At 40.0% G+C, this 20195-nt stretch carries 10 protein-coding genes and 1 pseudogene; 6 read left to right on the plus strand and 5 right to left on the minus strand.

What is annotated here, in order from left to right:
* Window positions 1-23: 23 nt before the first annotated feature.
* The 4 genes from entS to fes are packed head-to-tail and all read right to left on the minus strand — an operon-like array spanning window position 24 to window position 9879.
* On the minus strand, window positions 24-1274 hold the full coding sequence (gene entS, locus ACS125_RS13280; protein WP_443272602.1) for an enterobactin transporter EntS: 1251 nt from the start codon (window positions 1272-1274) through the stop codon (window positions 24-26).
* Window positions 1271-8422 (minus strand): amino acid adenylation domain-containing protein, encoded by a 7152-nt coding sequence (locus tag ACS125_RS13285; RefSeq protein ID WP_443272604.1) that lies wholly within the window; start codon window positions 8420-8422, stop codon window positions 1271-1273. The genes entS and ACS125_RS13285 overlap by 4 nt, the downstream gene beginning before the upstream one ends.
* Before the next feature lie 12 nt (window positions 8423-8434).
* Window positions 8435-8650, minus strand: a complete 216-nt coding sequence (locus ACS125_RS13290; protein ID WP_003651732.1) for an MbtH family protein — start codon at window positions 8648-8650, stop codon at window positions 8435-8437.
* Window positions 8651-8679: 29 nt separating this feature from the next.
* On the minus strand, window positions 8680-9879 hold the full coding sequence (gene fes / locus ACS125_RS13295) for an enterochelin esterase (protein WP_443272606.1): 1200 nt from the start codon (window positions 9877-9879) through the stop codon (window positions 8680-8682).
* Window positions 9880-10145: 266 nt separating this feature from the next.
* Here fes and ACS125_RS13300 point away from each other — a divergent pair, with 266 nt between their 5' ends.
* The 5 genes and pseudogenes from ACS125_RS13300 to ACS125_RS13320 all read left to right on the plus strand — a co-directional run bounded on the left by ACS125_RS13300 (window position 10146) and on the right by ACS125_RS13320 (window position 14750).
* The gene (locus tag ACS125_RS13300) at window positions 10146-10916 is read left to right on the plus strand and encodes an SDR family oxidoreductase (protein ID WP_443272608.1); all 771 of its coding nucleotides are present in this window, start codon (window positions 10146-10148) and stop codon (window positions 10914-10916) included.
* A gap of 43 nt (window positions 10917-10959) precedes the next feature.
* Window positions 10960-12198, plus strand: coding sequence for an isochorismate synthase (locus ACS125_RS13305; protein WP_443272610.1), 1239 nt, complete (start codon window positions 10960-10962; stop codon window positions 12196-12198).
* Window positions 12195-13859, plus strand: coding sequence for a (2,3-dihydroxybenzoyl)adenylate synthase (locus tag ACS125_RS13310; RefSeq protein WP_443272612.1), 1665 nt, complete (start codon window positions 12195-12197; stop codon window positions 13857-13859). Before ACS125_RS13305 ends, ACS125_RS13310 begins: the two co-directional genes overlap by 4 nt.
* A 21-nt stretch (window positions 13860-13880) precedes the next feature.
* A pseudogene (locus ACS125_RS13315) lies at window positions 13881-14531 on the plus strand (isochorismatase family protein); the annotation flags it as partial.
* Window positions 14532-14561: 30 nt separating this feature from the next.
* The gene (locus tag ACS125_RS13320) at window positions 14562-14750 is read left to right on the plus strand and encodes a phosphopantetheine-binding protein (protein WP_235823111.1); all 189 of its coding nucleotides are present in this window, start codon (window positions 14562-14564) and stop codon (window positions 14748-14750) included.
* 54 nt (window positions 14751-14804) lie between these two features.
* On the opposite strand, the gene ACS125_RS13325 is transcribed toward ACS125_RS13320, so the two are convergent.
* Window positions 14805-17966 (minus strand): multidrug efflux RND transporter permease subunit, encoded by a 3162-nt coding sequence (locus tag ACS125_RS13325; RefSeq protein ID WP_443272614.1) that lies wholly within the window; start codon window positions 17964-17966, stop codon window positions 14805-14807.
* A 217-nt stretch (window positions 17967-18183) separates the two neighbouring features.
* On the opposite strand from ACS125_RS13325, the gene ACS125_RS13330 reads away from it, so the two are divergent.
* A complete protein-coding gene (locus ACS125_RS13330; protein ID WP_443272616.1) occupies window positions 18184-20145 on the plus strand; it encodes a TonB-dependent receptor plug domain-containing protein in 1962 nt (653 codons plus the stop codon).
* The last annotated feature ends 50 nt before the right edge of the window (window positions 20146-20195 follow it).

Here is a 20195-nt window from a genome sequence, read left to right on the forward strand (position 1 = left end):
TTGCCTTCTTTTTTATTTAGAGATTAATTTTCTTGTAACTTAGGATCTTGGAATCCTGTTTCCCGCATATCTTGAGAGTTGAATAAGAACATAAAACCGACTGCAAAGCTTAATATGCCAAAGAAGAGGATACTTCCGGATATTGGTAAGAACCGAGTTAAAAGACCTAAAGTTGTGGTGGCAATCGAATCGCCTAATGCATCTTGTGCAAGCCAGATTGAATTAATACGCCCTAAATATTCATCAGGTGTATGTCCTTGCACAATGCTGTATTGAAGCAAGTTGGCAATCGACATCAAATATCCAAATACACATAAAATGGGCAAAGTCACGATGAGCCACGGTGAAAGTCCAATCATAATCATGCAGCTAAAAACCCCTAAACACGTATAGAGCATGACCAAGCCGGGTCTGAGTAAACGTGTTGTCCAGCCACTGAGTAAAGCTCCTAAAGTCGAGCCTAAAGGCACTGCCGTATACATAAGCCCGAGTTCGAATGCACCGCCGTGAAAAATTTCATCTGCCATTTGCGGAAAAATAATACGAATAGCACTGCTAAAACTGAGCAATGTGCCAATTAAAATCGTGCTACCGACTATTTTATTTTTAAAGACGAATTTAAAACCTTGGACTAATTGGCGAAGAGGGCTCTCGCCATTTGACACATGTTGCGGTTTAAGCGCAGGTAGTCCCATCAATAAAAACACAGTGAGTAAAGTACCTACTGTTGAGACCCAATACACGGTCGCAACACCGCTAGCAGCAATTAAAATACCGCCGATTGCAGGTGAAATAACGGTTGCAAGACGTACGGATACCATGCTGATTGCACGGGCTTGTACAATATTTTCGCGCCCTACAATCACAGGCATGATCGCCATCATTGCCGTTACACCGAGTGCCCCAAAGAAACCATCCCATGCTGAAAGAAAGTAAATGGCATAGAGCGAGGGATGCTCAAACATGGCATTAATGGCGAGGCCAGCAAAGCCTAAGCCACATACACCACGTGCCAATAAAATTAGCCATTTTCGGTCTTTGCGATCTGACAGCAAACCACCAAGCAATAAACCAATAAACATGGCAATGCCTTCAAAAGCCATTGCAACGGCAACATTTAACGAACTACCCGTAATGTCATAGACTTGTTTTGGAATAGCCACGACTAACATACCAATCGTTAACAATGACAATGTGCGGGCAATAAATACATGTCGGAAATGAGCATTGCGTTTTAAAAGACTAAAGTCGGTCAATATAGATTTGAAGCTCATGGCGTGTTCTCCTCTAAACCGCGCGCCTGACAAATCATGCGGTTTAAAATCGGGCCAAGTGTTTCAAGCTGCTGCGGAGACAATATATTGGTATGGTCCGCCTCGCTTAGTCGAACAATATTGAGTTTTTTGACTAAAGGTGACCATTGTTGTTCTGGTTGAATATACGGCAGCAAGTCTTTTTCAGCGACAACTAAGTGTAGTTCACCATCAAAGTTTGGCATTTTATAAGGTTTTAATAAACGGACCGCATCGCGATAGTTTGCGAAAATATCCTCTTGTAAACGGCGGGTTTCTTTACTTAAAGCCGTATCTGCATCGGCTAAAATATCATTGAAGAATTGAAGCTGTTCTTGTTCAGCTTCAGCATTCATTTTCTCTACAGATAAATCTAACCACTGATGAATTTCAGCAGGGTAAGTGTCTAATAAGCCGAGATAATCAACTTTTTCACCTTGTTCAGTTAACTTCGCTGCAACTGCATAAGCCACAGTGCCACCAAGTGAATAACCTAATAAAGTATAAGGTCCGGTTGGTTGTTGCTTGCGCATAATCTCAAGTTGTTTTTCAACCAATTCGTCCATATCAGTACTATTTGCCAATAGGCCATCTGGTCGAGGTGACTGCAATCCAATAATAGGTAAATCAGAATGCAAATAACGATTCAAAACCGTATATTGCCATGCCGAACCAGAACCCGGGTAGAAACAGAACAATGGATGCCCTGAACCAGAACGGATTGGTAAAATAGGTTGCATGCCAGTTTGTTCAACTTCTGCTAAACGTTCTTGTGTAAGCAGTAAAGCTGCTAAACGTTGAATCGTGACATGACTCATCAATTGGCCAATTGGAATGGTCCGCTTAAATACTTTTCGGATTTCAATTGCAAGCTTCATCACCAAAATGGAATGTCCACCAATGGCAAAGAAATCTTCGTTCACACCAATATTTTGATCTGTATTTAAAACTTGCTGGAATATACGTGTCAGCTCATGTTCAAAAGCAGTGGTAGCGTACTGTTTTTCTGTATTTGAAGACTCTAGCTGCGGTTGTGGCAGTGCTTTACGGTCCAGCTTCCCATTATGACTTAATGGGAATTTCTCAACTAGCATATAGTGTGTAGGCACCATATAAGTTGGAAGCTGTTTCGCCAATTGTTTCTTTAACTGGTCGATGTCCACAGGTGCAGTTGTTTGCAAGTAAGCGACCAATTGAACATCTGCTTTATTTTGCTCAGAAGAGATAGGATGTACAACCACATCAAGACCACTGAGTAAGCGTAATTGCTGTTCAATTTCACCCAGTTCAATACGTTGACCCCGTATCTTTAACTGGTCATCAGCACGGCCCACATATTGAATACTGCCGTCTGCATGCCAACGGGCAATATCACCAGTACGGTACATGCGTTGACCTGCTGTAAATGGATTTGCCACAAAACGTGATGCGGTTAAGTCCGGCCGATGCAAATAACCCATGGCAAGTTGATGACCAGCTAAATAAAGCTCACCGTCCACTCCAATAGGAACAGGGCGTAAGTATTGATCTAAAATATAAAGCTGGGTATTCCAGACTGGATAACCAATTGCGACGCTACTTTCTTCAGGGTGTAAACCTAGTGTTGCATCCATATAACTCACATCTACGGCCGCTTCTGTTGGGCCATATAAGTTATGTAGCTCACAACTAAAATGCTCGGTAAATGATTTTGCTAGAGCTGTTGGTAATGCCTCACCACTACAGAACACTCGGCGAATTGGTAAACTTTGACGCTGAGCAGATGACAAAATTTCGGTAGCGGCATTTTCAAAAACGGCCAACATCGATGGTACAAAATGTAGTGTTGTTACTTGATATTTTTGAATGAGGTTTAATAATACCAATGGGTCACGGTGTGCATCCACAGGAGCCATAACCAATCTTGCACCTACTAAATATGACCAGAAAAACTCCCATACCGAAACATCAAAAGTACATGGCGTTTTTTGCAAAATCGTATCTGTTGCTGAAAGCGGATACTCTGATTGCATCCATAAAATACGGTTTACAATGGCTTGGTGAGAAACCATAACACCTTTCGGCTGGCCTGTTGTACCTGAGGTATAGATTAAATATGCCGGATGCTGTGGGGTAATAACTGTCGTTTTATAGCTACTTAAATCAACCTTTGTTTCATCAAATAATTCATTAAAAGCAAAGGTAGCTATTGATGGGTGAACAATAGCTGCTAAATCTTTTTGTTCACCAATCACAAGTTTAGATTTGGCATCCTGCCACATAAATTTGATGCGTTCAGTCGGATGCTGTAAATCAAGAGGTAGATAAGCTGCACCTGCTTCAATTACCGCTAAAACAGCAATACTTAGTTTGACTGATCTTGGTAGGGCAACAGCAACAATATCTCCAGCTTGTATGCCCGCATTTTGTAATTGCTGTGCTAACGCACAAACTTGCAAACGCACTTCACTGAAACTGAGCTGATGATTTTCATCAGATAACGCCGTTTGTTCAGGCGTAATTCGAGCTTGTTCTCTGAGTAATTGCTGTAACGTGCTCTGGCGAACATAGTATTGGGTTTGATTCGTTTTCTGGATTAAATCGCGTTCTTCGGCCAGTTGTAAGCGATAGTGAGCTAGAGAAGTCTCTGGTTCATTTAATGCAATTTCAATCAATTGAACCATTCGCTCAAGGAAGTGTTCAGGCTGATCAATTACACCACGCTGTTCAAGTAATAGTTCAATTTGATGATCAGGGATAACTAACAAAGCAAGCGGGTAATGGCTATAACCACGATTTGTGAGTTTTGAAATCGCAGCATCACCCAGTTTTTGCTGTAAATACTGGTTATCAGGATAGTTTTCTACGACTAACAAACTATCGAAAAGATTGCCTTGTCCCACTAATTGCTGAATTGTACCCAGACCCAAACCATCATGCTCTAAATGTTCAACATGCAATTGCTGTAACTGAGTCAATTGCTCCCAAAGTGTTTGCTGCATGTTGAGCTTTACACGTACTGGAATCGTATTTAAAAACAATCCAATCTGTTGCTCTAAGCCATTGATAGGTGCTGAGCGTCCAGAAACAGGTGTACCAAACACAATATCTTCACGGTGAGCATAAATATTTAAAGTCATTGCCCAAATCATTTGCATGAAGACATTAAGCGTGATGCCTTGCTGACGTAATTTGTGTTGAAGTTTCGCGCCCAACTCAGCACTTAAACGATATGAAGTTTCCTGTACAGCTTGCTGAGCTTGATTAAATAAAATAAGTGGCTGTAAATCTGCTAAATCACGTTGCCATATTACTTTTGATGTTTCATGGTCACGTCCAGATAAAGCTTTAATCACTATTTCATAACTATGTTCAAGCACAGGCAATTGTTGGTTAGTTTGCTGATAGGCTTTAATAAAGTCTTGTAAAAACAGCGGAGTTGACCAACCATCTGTCAACAGATGATGCACCATAATCAATAATTCTGACTGTTCTGGAGCATGTTGAATTAAGGTTGCCCGAATTAAGCCATAGGGTTGGTCGAGGTGAATCGGTTGCTGCAATGCTTCTTGAATGGTTTGTTCAAGCAAATCGGGAGTGACCGAACAAAACTGAACTGGCCAAGCTTGATTAGGATGTAATGAATAGATAAAAACAGGTTCTTCAGCTAATTCGCTATCAAAATGCCCACCTAGTTGCGGGTGACGTTTTAATACGGTAATCAAAGCTTGCTGCAAACGTACCGGATCAATTTCTCCATTTAAACTAAGACGAGTAAAGGCATTATAGTTCGATTGATTTTCTACTTGAGATAAGAACAGCATGCCTTTTTGCAAAGGAAGCAAAGGTAAAATAGTGCTGTTTTTTCCATATTTTTCTTGAACTTTTTGCTCTAGGTCTGCTGAAAATAACGGTTTTGAAACGGCTGCTTGTTGTTCATCTAAACGGGTGAGTTGCGGTGCCATAGCGGCGACTGTTTTAAATTGAAATACATCACTTGGTCTTAAACCATAACCACGTTGGCGTAGTTGAGTACAAAGCATAATGGCCGAAATACTATCGCCACCTGTCATAAAGAAGTCATCATCAATTCCAATTGCGTCAAGCTTAAGAACAGATGCAGTAATTTGACATAAAAGTTGTTGTTCAGGCGTTTCGGCCATTCGGCTATGGGTACGAATTTGAGGCTTTGGCAGTGCCTTTTTATCGACTTTGCCACTTACATTTCGTGGAAATTCGGACATAACAGTCAGGGCAGATGGCACCATATATTCAGGCAGGTTTTGACGTAACTGGCTTAAATATTGTTGACTTAATTGCTCACTGGTTTTTTCATCAAGTTCAATGTCTTTGACCACACAGTAACCAAGTAAACGATGACTGTTATTGATCGGTTCTGCAATCACGACTGCGCTTTCAACATTGGCTAAAATCGAAAGTGCATTTTCAACTTCACCGATCTCAACTCGATAACCACGAATTTTAATCTGGTCATCACAGCGTCCCATAAATTCAAGTTTACCAGAACTATTCCAGCGGACTAAATCACCCGTACGGTACATGCGCTGTCCATGTTCAAATGGATTCGCTACAAAACGGGCAGCACTTAAATCAGCTCGACCTAAATAACCATTGGCAATGCCAAAGCCAGAAATATACAGCTCACCAATAACCCCAGTCGGGCATCGTTGTAAATGGCGATCTAATACATAGGCCTGTGTATTACCAATAGGGTTACCAATGACAGGGCGAGCGGTCTGTTTTAATTCTGCCCGGAAAGTATCAACCGTATATTCTGTTGGGCCATATAAGTTATGAGCAAAAAGCGCTGGCTGAGCATTGAGCTGTTGCCATAAGGCTAGAGGTGCAGCTTCACCACCAATCAAAATAAGACTTGGGTGATGCTGATTTTCAGCAAATAAACCATTCGTCATCATTTGCGCACAAAAAGATGGCGGTAAATCCAGTGTATCGATTTGTCGTTGCTGAATTTCTTGCACTAAACCAAATGCATCTCGACGCATGTTTTCATCAAAAATATGTAGCTCTTGGCCCCATAACATCCAGAAAACTTGCAACCAAGATGAATCAAAAGAGAAAGAGTGTGTATGCGCTGCACGTAACGGACGCTCAGGGAAACGCTGATTTACAGCTTCTAATACTGGCCAGTAAATGGTTGGTTTATGCGACAAAATGAGGTTGAGTAAAGAACCATGTGTATTCATTACCCCTTTAGGACGACCCGTACTTCCTGAGGTAAAAATTACATAAGCAACATCTTGGAAATCAAATTTGCGATTTTCAGCGGGAATATCACTCGCATCTTGCTTTCGAATTTGCGTTTGAACATCTTCATGATCAAGATATAACTGCTGAATATTTTGTGGTAGTTGCTGTGCGAGTGCTTGTGTGGTTAATACAAATAATGGATTTGCATCTTCACACATCATTTGCATACGATCGATTGGATAATCTAAATCGAGAGGCAAGAAACTTGCACCAGAGTTTAATACGGATAACATCACCACAACTGAGTCAATCGAACGAGGAATAGCTCCAGCAATGACAGTTTGCTTTTTGGCTCCATTTTCTTGTAAAAAACGAGTCAGTTGATTCACTTGTACTGCAAGCTCAGCAAAACTGAGATGCTGAAGGTCTAGACGTTCACCACTCACAATTGCGGTACGTTCGGGATACTTTTTAATTTGCTCATAAAAAATATCTAGAACATTATTATATTGTTCAGGATGGCTAACACGTGGACCAATGCCACTTTGAGTTAGGGCAGCAAGTTCTTGTTGTGTCGTAATATTAAAATTGCTACATGCCTGTTCTGGACGAATTAGAGCTTGTTCAAGTAATAAAGTTAAGCGTTGACCATGGTTAAATAGTTCATCTTGTGTATAACGCTGCGAATCTGCACGTAGTTCGATAATCAGCTCATGATCTTGAACAATAAAAGAAAACTCAAAATCATCAATTGGTCCTGTAGAAATATGGTGTGTTTTGACCTTTTCACCATCTAACATCAAGTCTTGATCAAAAGCTTTATAGTTTAAAATAGGACCGTACATTCGTTCATGAATATCGATACTATTTAAATCTCTTAAAATTTGTTCAGCATCATATTTTTGATGTGGACGAATTTGTCGTAATTTCTCTTGTACATGTTGAGCCAAGCTTACCCAACTGTCTTTTTCAGCAACTTTAAACTTCACAGGCAAGACATTTACCGTCGGTAAGGTTGAGCGAATCGCTTTTGAACCTAAACGGCGCATAAATGGAATACCGTTAACCAACTCAGCTTTATCGGTCATTTTGTAAATATAATGTAATGACAATGACATCATAATGTCATTTAAAGCCAACTTGGTTTGTGCAGCTAAAGCCTGAATTTGCTCTAAAATTCCTGTCGAAAAACGCAGCTGATGCTTAACAAATGTTGCTGTAGTTTTTGCCGCTAAATGATGAGTACTTAAACTAATTGGACTCGGTAAATCCTCACAGTAAGCTTTCCAGAAAGCTTGGTCTATTTTAAATTGATGGCTATTTTCATAAGCCTGACGTTCTGAAATAACTTCATTCACGCCAATGAACGGGGAAACCGAAAGATCTTTTCCTTCTTGTAATTGTTGATATAGCTCAACAATACGTTTGGTTAGGTTAATCATGCTAAAGCCATCAAGCATGATGTGGTGATAACGTTGATACCAATACACTTTGTCATGTGTCGTAAATAGCACCTGACGGAACAGTTGAGATTCACCAGCTTTAAGTGATTTAGCACATTGACGATCTGATGGCATCCAGTCCCATAAGCGTTGTTGAGCTTTTTTAGGCGTTAAATGACAAAAATCAAATTCTTCGATTTGAAACTGAACTTGATTATTAAGCTCAATAAAGGGTTGAGACGGGTCAGATGAATATGAAGCAATGACCGTGTCGGCTTCATTTAAGCCGATTTGAATTGCTTTTCTAAATGTGGGGATGTCGACAGTTTTTGGTAGTTCCAAACAATGCGCAATGGTATATAAATCTTCAATTGAACTTAAATGATCGGCAAGGAAAATGCCGAGCTGAGTAGAGGTTAATTCAAAACGAGCGGGTTGTGAAAGGTCTGGAGTAAATTCATTGTTTAATGCCTGATTCATGACAATACTCCTTTATGCTTGTTGAAAGGGGTTAATCGCAACCCAGTGCTTTTCCACATATGCAATACACGAAGCCCGTGTATCCGGTCCATGCTGAACATCCCACCCCGATGGCACCTGATGTTGAGCAGGCCATAAACTGAACTCACCTTGTTGATTTTTTAAAACCTGAAAAGACAAACTTTCGTTATCGAAAGGATTAATATAGTTTTCCTGTAAGTTGCTCATGATATTGTTATCCTTGATGAAACAAATGGTTATAGTGAAAGAGTTTTTTGCAATGCCTTAAGCAAGTCGGTACGCCAGTTCACGGCATCATGTCCGCCTGAAAAACTGTGAAAGCTCACTTGATTGAATGATTGCAATTGTTGATAAAGCTGTAGAGCATCGTCCCGCATATCGGTTTCATACGTGCCGGCACTGATATAAATTTGAGTTGTTTTTGATAATAGATGAGATAGGTTTTGAAGCAGTTCTAAAATATTCCCTTTATATTTTTGACCTAATGTACTGTTCGAAAAATCTGACCACCAATAAGATCCAGACTGTAAAATCAGAGAAGTAAAAATGGTCGGGAACAACAAGGCGCTATGTAAAGCGCATAATCCACCTAAACTTTGACCACATAAGGTAATGTCTGTTTTAGAAATAAAGGAATATTCTTTTAGAAGCGTTTCAATAAGTTCATAAACCAACGCCTGACTAAACGCATCATGACAACCATAATCTCGTTGGCGTTGTTGACTATTTAAACTATGAACAAAAATATAAACTGCTGGGCGAATCTTATCTGCAACAGTTAAATGCTGAAGATCGGGAATAATCGAAAGCTCTCGGCTCCAGATTTGGCCATCAAGCAAAATGATGAGTGGCAAGTCTTCTTGAGTTGATTGATGACTAATAAAAACGTCGACTAAATAGTCCTGTTGGCATAAGCGACTTAACCATTGAAATGTGTTTGTAATCGGGCAATCGGCTATTAAAGATTTTGTGTTTTCAAGTTGAATTTGATTGATATATCGAGCCAGATGTCCCGTGTAAAATCGATGTTGATTGAATGGATCAATTTGAGCATTCTGTTTAAGCTGGGTTTGCCACCATGCGCGTCGTGTTGCTGCACAATCTGTTTCTGGGGCCTCCTCACTAGATGTCACGACCACATAACTACCAGCCCAAGCTAGAGGCAACTCTATTTCAAAAAAGTACACATCTGTCCCAGCTACGCGGCTAAAATGATTCCACTTTTGATAGATAGAAGGGCTTTGTGAATAGATATCGATATAAACAAAAAGGCTTTCTTTGAGTTCAGAACTACGCCAAATAAAGGTACATAGCGCTTTATTTTTTTGTAGGTTGACCAGCGGGCTACCTAGTTTTTTTACGGTATTCCACCAGACTTCACTCCCAACATTGAGTTGTTGAAATAGGGGATGTAAGGGTTGAGAAAATGGCTTCATTTTGAGTCCATCTCGACAAGAAAGCGCGGTAAAATTATCAGAATGATTCTCATTAGTAAATGAAAACAATTATCATTATAATCAATAAAAAAAGATGCGTTTTACTAATGTTAATTAAAAACAATAATTTAAGTTAGATTTATGGTTAATAAGTAACTTGATTTAGATTGTAATCTTATGTTTGATATTTATCGCACTTGATAATAATGATAATTATTTGCAATTATGTGACGCTATTTAATATTCGAGTCAAACTGGAGTAAAACATGAGCTCTACCATCGTAGTCACAGGTGCTGCAAGAGGTATTGGAGCTGCTATTGCAAAAAAATTATTGCAGCAAGGGTATCAAGTAATCGGCATCGACCGACAGGAAAACCCAGAACAATGGGAAATCACTCAAAAGCTAGAAGAACGTGAAATCTCACGTTGGCAAGGCTTTCAGCAAGATATTACTGATCAAGAAACAACAGCAAAACTCATTAACAATATTTTAAACAAATATAGCGTGACGGGTTTAGTGAATGCGGCGGGCATTTTGATTATGCGTTCTATGCTTGAAGCAAAAACAGAAGACTGGCAAACACTTTTCGCAGTAAATGTCATGGCACCTATTGCGATTAGTCAACAACTGGCCAAGCATTTTTGTGAAAAAAAGCATGGAAGTATTGTCACGATTAGCTCAAATAGTTCACGGATGCCACGTATACAACTTGGCATGTATGCAACTACAAAAGCTGCATTGAGCCATTACTGCCGTAATCTTGCGCTTGAAATTGCACCTCATCAAGTCCGGCTTAATATTGTTTCACCAGGCTCTACGCTAACTCAAATGCAGCAGCAGCTTTGGACAGATAATTCGCCTCCGCCTGCGGTAATCGATGGAGATTTAAGCCAATACCGTACAGGCATTCCCTTAAGGAAATTAGCCCAACCTGAAGATATTGCCAATACGGTGAGTTTTTTACTTTCTGATCAGGCCGCACAAATTACCATGCAAGAAATTGTGGTTGATGGAGGAGCCACTTTAGGCGTTTAAACATCCATTCATTACAACAAAATAATTGATAAGGAGTTGCGAGATGTCGGCACAGCATCCGTATTTTATCCAACGAGAAAATTTTACTGAAAGCCGCGTTGCACTAGCGCAAGAAATTTTAAATTGTGGAAATGACGCAGGTTTTATTTTTACCACGCCAGAATACACCATCAATAGTCATCAAAAATTACGAGATATTCAAGTCGCTAAAAATAGCCTTTTAAAAGATTGGTTAGATGAAGCGCGAACTCAATTACAGCTTGCAATAAATAAAGGTTATAAAGACGTCAAAATTATGGGTGGACTACCATTTTGCTCGACAGCCGATGTCAATTTAATGCTCATGCAAAATGCAAAAATCTATCAGAAAGTACTCTATGCACAATCTGATATTGATTTTGGTTTTTTATCTTTAGAAAAGGCGGATTATTTCCCTTTAGGTGAACATTACCAACAGCAAGTTGAGTATTTAGTTCAACAAATGCAAGCAAAAAAACTCGATAAAGCCGTACTTGCTCGTATTTTACAACTTGAATTTGAACAAAATATTCCTGTCTCGGACTTATTTTATAACTTAGCTAAGCATAATCCCGAAGGCTATAACTATGCAGTTGCGAGGCATCCTCAAAGTGAAGGGTGGTTTGTCGGTGCAAGCCCCGAACTCTTAATTGCAAAGCAAAATACAAAAATCTGGAGTAAACCGGTTGCCGGTACATTGGCTCGTGATGATGACCCAACCGTAGACCAAAACAATGCCAGAGCATTACTGGCTTCACAAAAAGATCAACGTGAACATGCACTCGTCATCGAAATGATTGCCGATGAGCTCACACCTTTTTGTAAGCAATTACAAGTACCAAAACAACCATCCCTCATTCGTACCAAACGCCTCTGGCACTTGGCATCCCATATCACCGGCGAACTTAAGAAAGCCGATACTCATGTTTTTGACTTAATTGAACGCTTACACCCAACACCCGCAATATGTGGGGAGCCTAGTCCAATTGCTAAAGAATTAATTCAACAACTTGAACCATTTAACCGTGAATTATTTGCAGGAACTATGGGCTGGGCAGATGAACAAGGTAATGGTGAATGGTCGGTGACTGTTCGCTGTGCCCGAATTTATCAAAATATTGCCCGTTTATTTGCTGGTGCAGGGATTGTAGAAGCATCTCGTCCGCAAGCTGAACATGCTGAAACTGCCGCTAAATTTCGTACTGTACTGGATGGATTCCAGATTTCACCCAATCAATTGCCAATACAAGGACCAAACACATGACAATACAGGTTTATCTGGATGGCGCCGTGCCATATCCAGCAGAGTTTGCTGAGATTTACCGTAAAAAAGGTTATTGGCTTGGGCAAAACTTGAGTGATTTCTTGCGTGAAAGTGCTCAAAAATACCCAGAAAATATTGCGGTATATGATGGGGATAAAGCCGTCAGTTACGCTCAGTTTGATCATTTAGTTGATTACTGCACAAGCCACTTATATCAACATGGACTAAGAGCGGGTGATAAAGCGGTTGTACAAATGCCGAATCACTATCAGTTCTATGTTTTATTTTTTGCACTGATTCGGCTGGGTGCTTTACCTGTGATGTCTTTACCTGCACATCGCTATGCAGAACTCAGTAGTTTTTTTAAACAAACTCAAGCAAAAGCTTATTTCTGTGCTGATTTTGGTGCACAAAAATTTGACTACCGAGAGCTTGCCGAAAAGCTTCAGCAAACTGCTCCTTGCTTACAACATGTATTTGTCCTTGGAAATGCTGGTAAATTTATAGCAATTCAAGACCTATTAAAAGAAACCCATATTTCAGATGAGGCGATCTCGCCAACTACGGCAGATCAGGTTGCTTTCTTACAACTTTCAGGTGGAAGTACTGGTGTTCCTAAACTGATTCCACGTACCCATGACGACTACTTATATAGCGTACGCGAAAGCGCAAAAATCTGCCGTCTCAATCAGTCATCACGCTTACTCATGGTTTTACCCGCGGCACATAACTTTTCAATGAGTTCGGCTGGTTCTTTAGGCATTTTTTATTCGGGTGGGGCTGTGGTTTTAGGAACTGATCCAAGCCCTGAAACTGCTTTTTCATTAATCAAAAAACACGGTGTGACTGATGCTTGCTTGGTTCCTGCTTTAGTCCGACCATGGATGGATAAAGCGGCAAAAGATCAAGATTCAATATTATCGACTTTACATTGCTTGCAAGTCGGTGGAGCACGTTTGCCCGATGCGGTCGCCTCACGCCTAATTGATGAATTTCAAGTCAATCTACAACAAGTCTTTGGTATGGCTGAAGGACTGGTGAACTACACCCGTTTTGACATGACGAAAGAGCAAATCGTTCATACCCAAGGTTTAAAAATCTCACAAGATGATGAAATCTTGGTGCTAGATGATAACGATCAGCCAGTAGACGCTGGAGAAGTAGGGCATTTGCTGACTCGTGGGCCTTATACCATTCGCGGCTATTATCAAGCACCAGAGCACAATGAACGTTCTTTTACACCAGATGGTTTTTATCGAACAGGCGATTTAGTGCGTATCCGCGAAGATGGCTGCATTGTGGTAGAAGGGCGTTCAAAAGAACAAATCAATCGCGCTGGTGAAAAAATTGCGACTGAAGAGGTTGAACAAGCTTTATTAACTCACCAACAAATCCGTTTGGCTGCACTAATTGCTATGCCTGATGAGATTATGGGGGAAAAAAGCTGTGCATTTATTGCATGGCAAGCACAAAGTGATGACCCAAGCCAAATTCGCCTTGCAATGTCAGTTCGTCAACATCTGAAAGACTATGGACTTGCTACCTACAAAATTCCCGATCGGGTCGAATTTATCGAGCAATTTCCATATACAGCCTTTGGAAAAATCGACAAAAAAAGATTACGTCAACAACTTGAAACTAACACCAATGTTCTTGCTTAAAGATAAAAAAGGAAAAATTTGATGAGTATTCCTAAAATTGCTAGTTACAGCATGCCACAAGCGCACGAATTTACGGCGAATAAAACACATTGGCAGTTGCATACCGATCGCGCTGTTTTATTAGTACATGATATGCAGCAATATTTTTTAGATTTTTATGATCAAACTCAAGCGCCTATTCCAGAGCTTATTAAAAATACCAAAGAACTAATTGAAACTGCGCGTAAGTTTAATATCCCTGTGGTCTATACGGCACAGCCCGGTAACCAAACACCGGAACATCGCCAGTTATTAACTGACTTTTGGGGAACTGGCCTAAAAGATGATCCGAAAATCACTCAAATTTTGCCGGAAATTTCTCCTCAAAAAAATGATACTGTCTTAACAAAATGGCGTTATAGCGCATTTAAGTTTTCTCCACTTGAACAACTCATGCGTGAGTCAAACCGCGACCAGCTCATCATTTGTGGTATTTATGCTCATATCGGCTGTCTTATGAGTGCAGCGGAAGCCTTTATGCTAAATATCCAGCCATTTTTATGTGGAGATGCGCTCGCTGATTTTAGCCGTGAAGAACACGATATGGCTTTAAAATACGCAAGTACTCGTTGTGGGCAAGTCATGACAACTCAGCAAGTCACACGAGCTTGGGCGCTTGAACAAGCGGCATCACCACTCACTGAAGAAGGTATTGTTTTGGCGGTGAGCGAACAGCTTCAGATTCCTGCATCAGACATTCAGTTAAATGATGATTTGCTCATGCTTGGGCTTGATTCGGTACGACTCATGACATTAGTGGGTAAATGGCAAGCTTACGGCGCACAGGTGAGTTTTGAAGATTTGGCTGAACAACCAACCTTAGAAGTTTGGATTGATAAGCTAGTCGCTTAAATTTAAAGAATAAAAAATGGCAGATTTAATATCTGCCATTTTTTATTTTAATCTTTAAAAGGAGGTATTATTCTTTTTTATACGGCTGTTAAATCTCAAAGTTCGGCTCAACCATAGTTTGCTCATTGACCACTGAAAACTCGGTAAACTATGAACCACAACAAAGAAGAACACAGTAAATAGCGGTACCAGTAATGTACCAAACACAACACTACCGAATACGCTCATTCCAATTTCATATCTACTCGCAGCGCCTGCACCAGTTGCAAAAATCAAAGGAACCACACCAGCACCAAAGGCAAGAGATGTCATCAAAATCGGACGTAAACGCAGTTTCAAAGCCTCACTTGCCGCATCGATTTTACTTTTTCCTTGTTTGAGTGCTTGAGTCGCAAACTCAACAATGAGAATCGCATTTTTACAAGATAAACCAATACCTGTTAATAGGGCAATTTGAAAGTAAACATCGTTAGGTAACTTAAAAATCCAAGCAAAAATAATAGTGCCTGTAATACCTAAGGGAAGCCCTAATAAAATAATAAAAGGAACTTTCCAGCTTTCATACAAGGCAGCCAAACATAAGAAAATAAACAAAATAGAAATAAGATATAAATAAATTGCTTGGCGGCTAGATTGTTGCTCTTGTAATGAAAGACCGCTCCATGCGACATCTATACCAGATTGTTTACTGACCATATCACTTAACTGTTGCATTGCCTGACCTGAGCTAAAGCCTGGACTTACATTGGCTTCGAGTTGAATGGCAGTTAGTCCCATAAATCGGGTAAGTGCTTCTGGGCCACCTTTCCACTGACTTTGCGCAAAATGGGCGAGAGAAAGCATGCCACCTGAGTTATTTCGCACATGCCAATATGCTAAATCTTCGGGTTTAGAACGGAATTCTGCATCGCCTTGCATAATGATTCTCTTAATTCGACCTCGTTCAACAAAATCGCCCACATAGTTTCCACCCCAAGCCGTCGATAGGGTTGAACGAATTGCTTGTTGGTCAATTCCTAACATTTTGGCTTTATTTTGGTCGAGTTGAATAAATACTTCGGCTTTATCTTCACTCACAAGAGGGCTTAGATTTTCAAAGGCCGAATAATTTTGAGATTCTTTTTCTAAGGCTTTATATTGTTTAATTAATTCATCGCGCCCTTGACCATTTACATCTCTAAGCCAAAGTTCTAAAGCATCAGACTGACCTAAACCAGATACACTTGGCGGCATTCCTACCATGACTTTAGCGGGTAAGTTCTTTTGTAAATATGCTTGGGCACGTTCACGAATAGCACTTGCCGTATTAGTTTCTCCTTTACGCTCATTCCAATGTTTAAGCGAAACAAACGCCATACCCAAATTTGGACCGTTCCCTGAAAAGTTTTGTCCATTCACGACCAGTACGGTATTAATATTTTTGGCTTCATGTTCAAAAAAATAATTATTGACGAGTCTTCCAACTTCTTCCGTCTGGCTCATTGAAGCACTGTTATGCAAACTATAAGGCACAGCCAGCAGTCCTTGATCTTCATTTGGAATAAAGCTTGTAGGCAAGCTGCGGTAAATCATAAATAAAATAACCGCTATGCCCACAACCAATAGACTGGAAAATACTTTAAATTGAGTTAAGCGAACCGATAAAAAACTAAAAGCTGATCTGACTTTTTGAAGAGCAAGCTCAAGCATTTGTCCCCATTTTGGTTTTTTATGCTGTTTTTTTAATAGAACTGCGCACATTGCTGGCGTAATGGTCATGGCTACAAATAGCGATAACAACATAGCTGCCGCTAATGTAATAGAAAACTGACGGTAAATCATACCCGTCGAACCACTAAAAAAGGCCATTGGAATAAATACCGCGGTTAAGACCAGCGTAATACCCACCAATGCACCGCTAATCTCTTGCATCGACATTAAACAAGCTTCACGTACACTTAGCTGTTGTTCGTGCATAAGCCGTTCAACATTTTCCACGACTACAATCGTGTCATCAACCAATAACCCAATCGCTAAAACTAGAGCAAATAGCGTAAGTGTGTTAATGCTCATTCCAAACAAATACAACACCACAAATGTGCCACTAATGACGATGGGAACTGTAATGGTTGGAATAAGAGTTGCACGCCAATTTTGTAAAAAGAGATACATCACAATAACAACTAGCACGATTGCTTCAAGCAAAGTGATCATAACCTGCTTAATTGACTCTTCAATAAATGGTGTATTGTCTCGTGGATAAACGACTTTATATCCAGCTGGTAAATGCTGGCTAAGCTGAGCCATTTTTTCTTTAATAAGAGCAGAAGTCTCGATTGCATTGGCATCAGGGCTTAGCGAAATCCCTAAACCTGCCGATGGATAGCCATTAAGTGTGTTAATACTTTCGTAATTTTCTGCACCTAATTCGACTCTCGCGACATCTTTTAAATAAACAAGACTACCGTCAACATTTGCTTTAACGACTACCGATTTAAAGTCATCTATTGTTTTTAAACGTGAACCTGCTTTTACTTTTGCATAAATATTTTGGTCAGAAGCAGAGGGCATTGCACCAATCGAACCCGCAGCAATCTGAGTATTATAATCTTCGAGGGCCTTTTCAATATCACTCGGCACAAGTTGGTAATTTCTAAGCTGATTTGGATTTAACCAAATGCGCATAGCATAGCTTGAACCAAAAACATTCACCTCACCAATGCCTTGCAGCTGACTTAAAGGTTGTTCAAAGTGATTCACCATATAATCAGACAAATCAATATTGCTGGTTTTACCAGTTTCATCATATAGCCCCACAATAAGTAGCATATCGCCCGTGGTTTTCCATATGTTTACGCCTTGTCTTTGAACTTCCTCAGGTAAACGGTTTAATGCACCATTAATTCGGTTTTGTACTTGGAGCTGTGCTTTATCAATATCTGTGCCAATTTTAAAATGAATATCAATGCTACTCGTTCCTGATGATTCACTATAGGACGTAAAGTAAAGCAAATTATCCAGACCTTTTATTTGTTGTTCTAAAATTTGGGTCACACTTTCTTCTACTGTATCAGCAGCTGCACCACGGTAGTTCGCGACAACAGTGACACCGGGTGGTGCAAGGTTTGGATAGCGTTCGACCGGCATGGCTAAAGTGGCAAAAAAACCAAAAATAAGAATAGTGATTGCAATGACAGAAACAAAGATAGGGTGGTAGATAAAAAATCGAGAGAGCATTGTTATGTCTACTTTAAGATTGTTTTAAATAGGTTTTTAGGCACACGAAAGTGTCATGTTAACGCTTTTTTAAACCACAAACAATAATGATTATCATTATATAACTAATAATTATTTTTATCTTGAACAGTAAAAGTCATAAGTATATGATGCTCGGCACATCATAAATGATAACAATTATCATATGGTAATTATTATCCAGAATAAGGGCCGAGAAATGACGTTAACTAAAAAGGCGCTGGTGGTCGCCATCTCAACACTGCTTCCGTTTGCAGTTCAAGCAAATACAGATAGTGAACAGCAGAGTAATAATGAATCAGTTCAAAAACTTAAAACGATTGTGGTTTCCGCTGCATTAAAAGAACAAGATGTAGATAAAGCACCTGCATCCATTAGTGTGATCACGAGTGAAGAGATTGAACGTAGTGCGGCGCTCAGTCTTGCTGATGTTTTACAAAAACAAGCTGGGGTTTATAACTATAACAGCGGTCAAGATAAAATCGTTATACGGGGAATGCTAAATACATCAGGTAACTACACACTCATTCTACTTAATGGAAAACGCATGTCATCTAATGGTGCCATGTGGCGAGGTAATGACTTTGACTGGAGTGCAATTCCTTTAAATAGTATTGAACGAGTAGAAGTGATTCGAGGACCAATGTCATCGCTCTATGGAGCAGATGCCATGGGCGGAGTCATCAATATTATTACCAAGAAAGCCGAGGATGGGCAGCTGCATGGTTCGGTCTTTGGCCAATATAATCGAGCAGACCGCGGAAATGGAAAAGATCAATTCCGTTACGGATTTAACTTATACGGCGGTTTAACCGACAATCTAAGTTTTACTTTAGCAGGAGATGCCTATAACCGTGATGCATGGTACCGAAATGGCAAACCAGATCCAGATGGAGCTTACTTTGTAGAAAAAGATACTAAAAACGTAAACGGTACATTAAGTTGGAATATTAATGACCAACAAACTTTAGACCTAGATTTGGGTTATAACAACGATAAACGCCCACTGACCCAAGATGCGGCAACTTCAATTCAAGAATCAGAAATGAAACGAACCAATGTGGGAATTGCTCACCGTGGAAAATGGGGTTGGGGTAAAACAGAAGCTTACATTGGTAAAGAAACAGCTAAAATTTCTGACTACGATAGCGAATATGACGCGCCACAAAACCGTCAATATAAGCAAGAAAATTTAATTGGTCGTGCCTTCGCTAACTTTGATTGGCTGATGAATAACACTACAGCAGGTTTTGATTATAAAGACCAAAAAATTACAGACGTTGTGAGTTATATCGGTACAGGGAAAAACCAGCAAAAAAGTTACGGTGTATTTGTTCAAAATGATACCCATATTAATGATGCACTGACCTTAACTCTAGGTGGCCGTTACGACGACTTTGATGACTTTGATGGTAAATCGACCGGTAAAGCCTATTTGTCCTATGAACTTGCTGAAGGTGTTGTCTTAAAAGGTGGTGTTGGTCAAGCTTATAAAGTTCCGTCTCCAGCACAGTTAGATATCAATTACTCAATGATTTCATGTGGTGGTAGTTGTCACATTCGAGGTAATCCTGACTTAGAGCCAGAAGAAAGCACCAACTATGAAGCATCCTTAATTGTAACCCGTCCAAACTGGAATGCTGGTGTTACCGTTTTCCAAAATGATGTGAAGAACCTGATCGAAGCCATTACCTTAAGTAATGGAGACCCGCGTTTAGTGGGTGATTTTAGAAAAATCTGGACTAATGTAAGTCGTGCAGAGCTTAAAGGTGTTGAACTTACAGGTGGTTATGATTTCACAGATAATTTAGGTGTTAAGGCAAATGCCACTTATCTTGATGCAAAAAATAAAACGACAGGTCAAGATTTAACTGAACGACCAGAATGGCTGGCTAATGGTTCAATTTCTTGGGCACCCGTTGAAGACTTCCGTGTAAATGCAGGGGTAAGCTACGTTGGTAAGCAAATGTACTCCGCAACTAAAGAGTTACCAGCTTATACCACTTATGACGTGACATTTACTTCACCACTTTCACCACGCTTAACATTGGACTATGGTGTAAAAAACCTGACCGATGTTGATCTGGAAGATAAAAATAAAACCTTTAATACCAAACTTTATGGCCGTAATTATTTTGTAAAAGCGACTTATAGTTTCTAAGGTAAAACGAAGGGCAAAGCCTATTCATAGGGGAATAGGCTTTGCTTTTT

The sequence above is a fragment of the Acinetobacter sp. PFS20 genome (genome assembly GCF_052261015.1).
Classification (GTDB): domain Bacteria; phylum Pseudomonadota; class Gammaproteobacteria; order Pseudomonadales; family Moraxellaceae; genus Acinetobacter.

Excerpts from the sequence above, each read along its gene's own strand:
- entS (WP_443272602.1), bottom strand. The coding sequence starts at position 1,274 with ATGAGCTTCAAATCTATATTGACCGACTTTAGTCTTTTAAAACGCAAT.
- ACS125_RS13285 (WP_443272604.1), bottom strand. The coding sequence starts at position 8,422 with ATGAATCAGGCATTAAACAATGAATTTACTCCAGACCTTTCACAACCC.
- ACS125_RS13290 (WP_003651732.1), bottom strand. The coding sequence starts at position 8,650 with ATGAGCAACTTACAGGAAAACTATATTAATCCTTTCGATAACGAAAGT.
- fes (WP_443272606.1), bottom strand. The coding sequence starts at position 9,879 with ATGAAGCCATTTTCTCAACCCTTACATCCCCTATTTCAACAACTCAAT.
- ACS125_RS13300 (WP_443272608.1), top strand. The coding sequence starts at position 10,146 with ATGAGCTCTACCATCGTAGTCACAGGTGCTGCAAGAGGTATTGGAGCT.
- ACS125_RS13305 (WP_443272610.1), top strand. The coding sequence starts at position 10,960 with ATGTCGGCACAGCATCCGTATTTTATCCAACGAGAAAATTTTACTGAA.
- ACS125_RS13310 (WP_443272612.1), top strand. The coding sequence starts at position 12,195 with ATGACAATACAGGTTTATCTGGATGGCGCCGTGCCATATCCAGCAGAG.
- ACS125_RS13325 (WP_443272614.1), bottom strand. The coding sequence starts at position 17,966 with ATGCTCTCTCGATTTTTTATCTACCACCCTATCTTTGTTTCTGTCATT.
- ACS125_RS13330 (WP_443272616.1), top strand. The coding sequence starts at position 18,184 with ATGACGTTAACTAAAAAGGCGCTGGTGGTCGCCATCTCAACACTGCTT.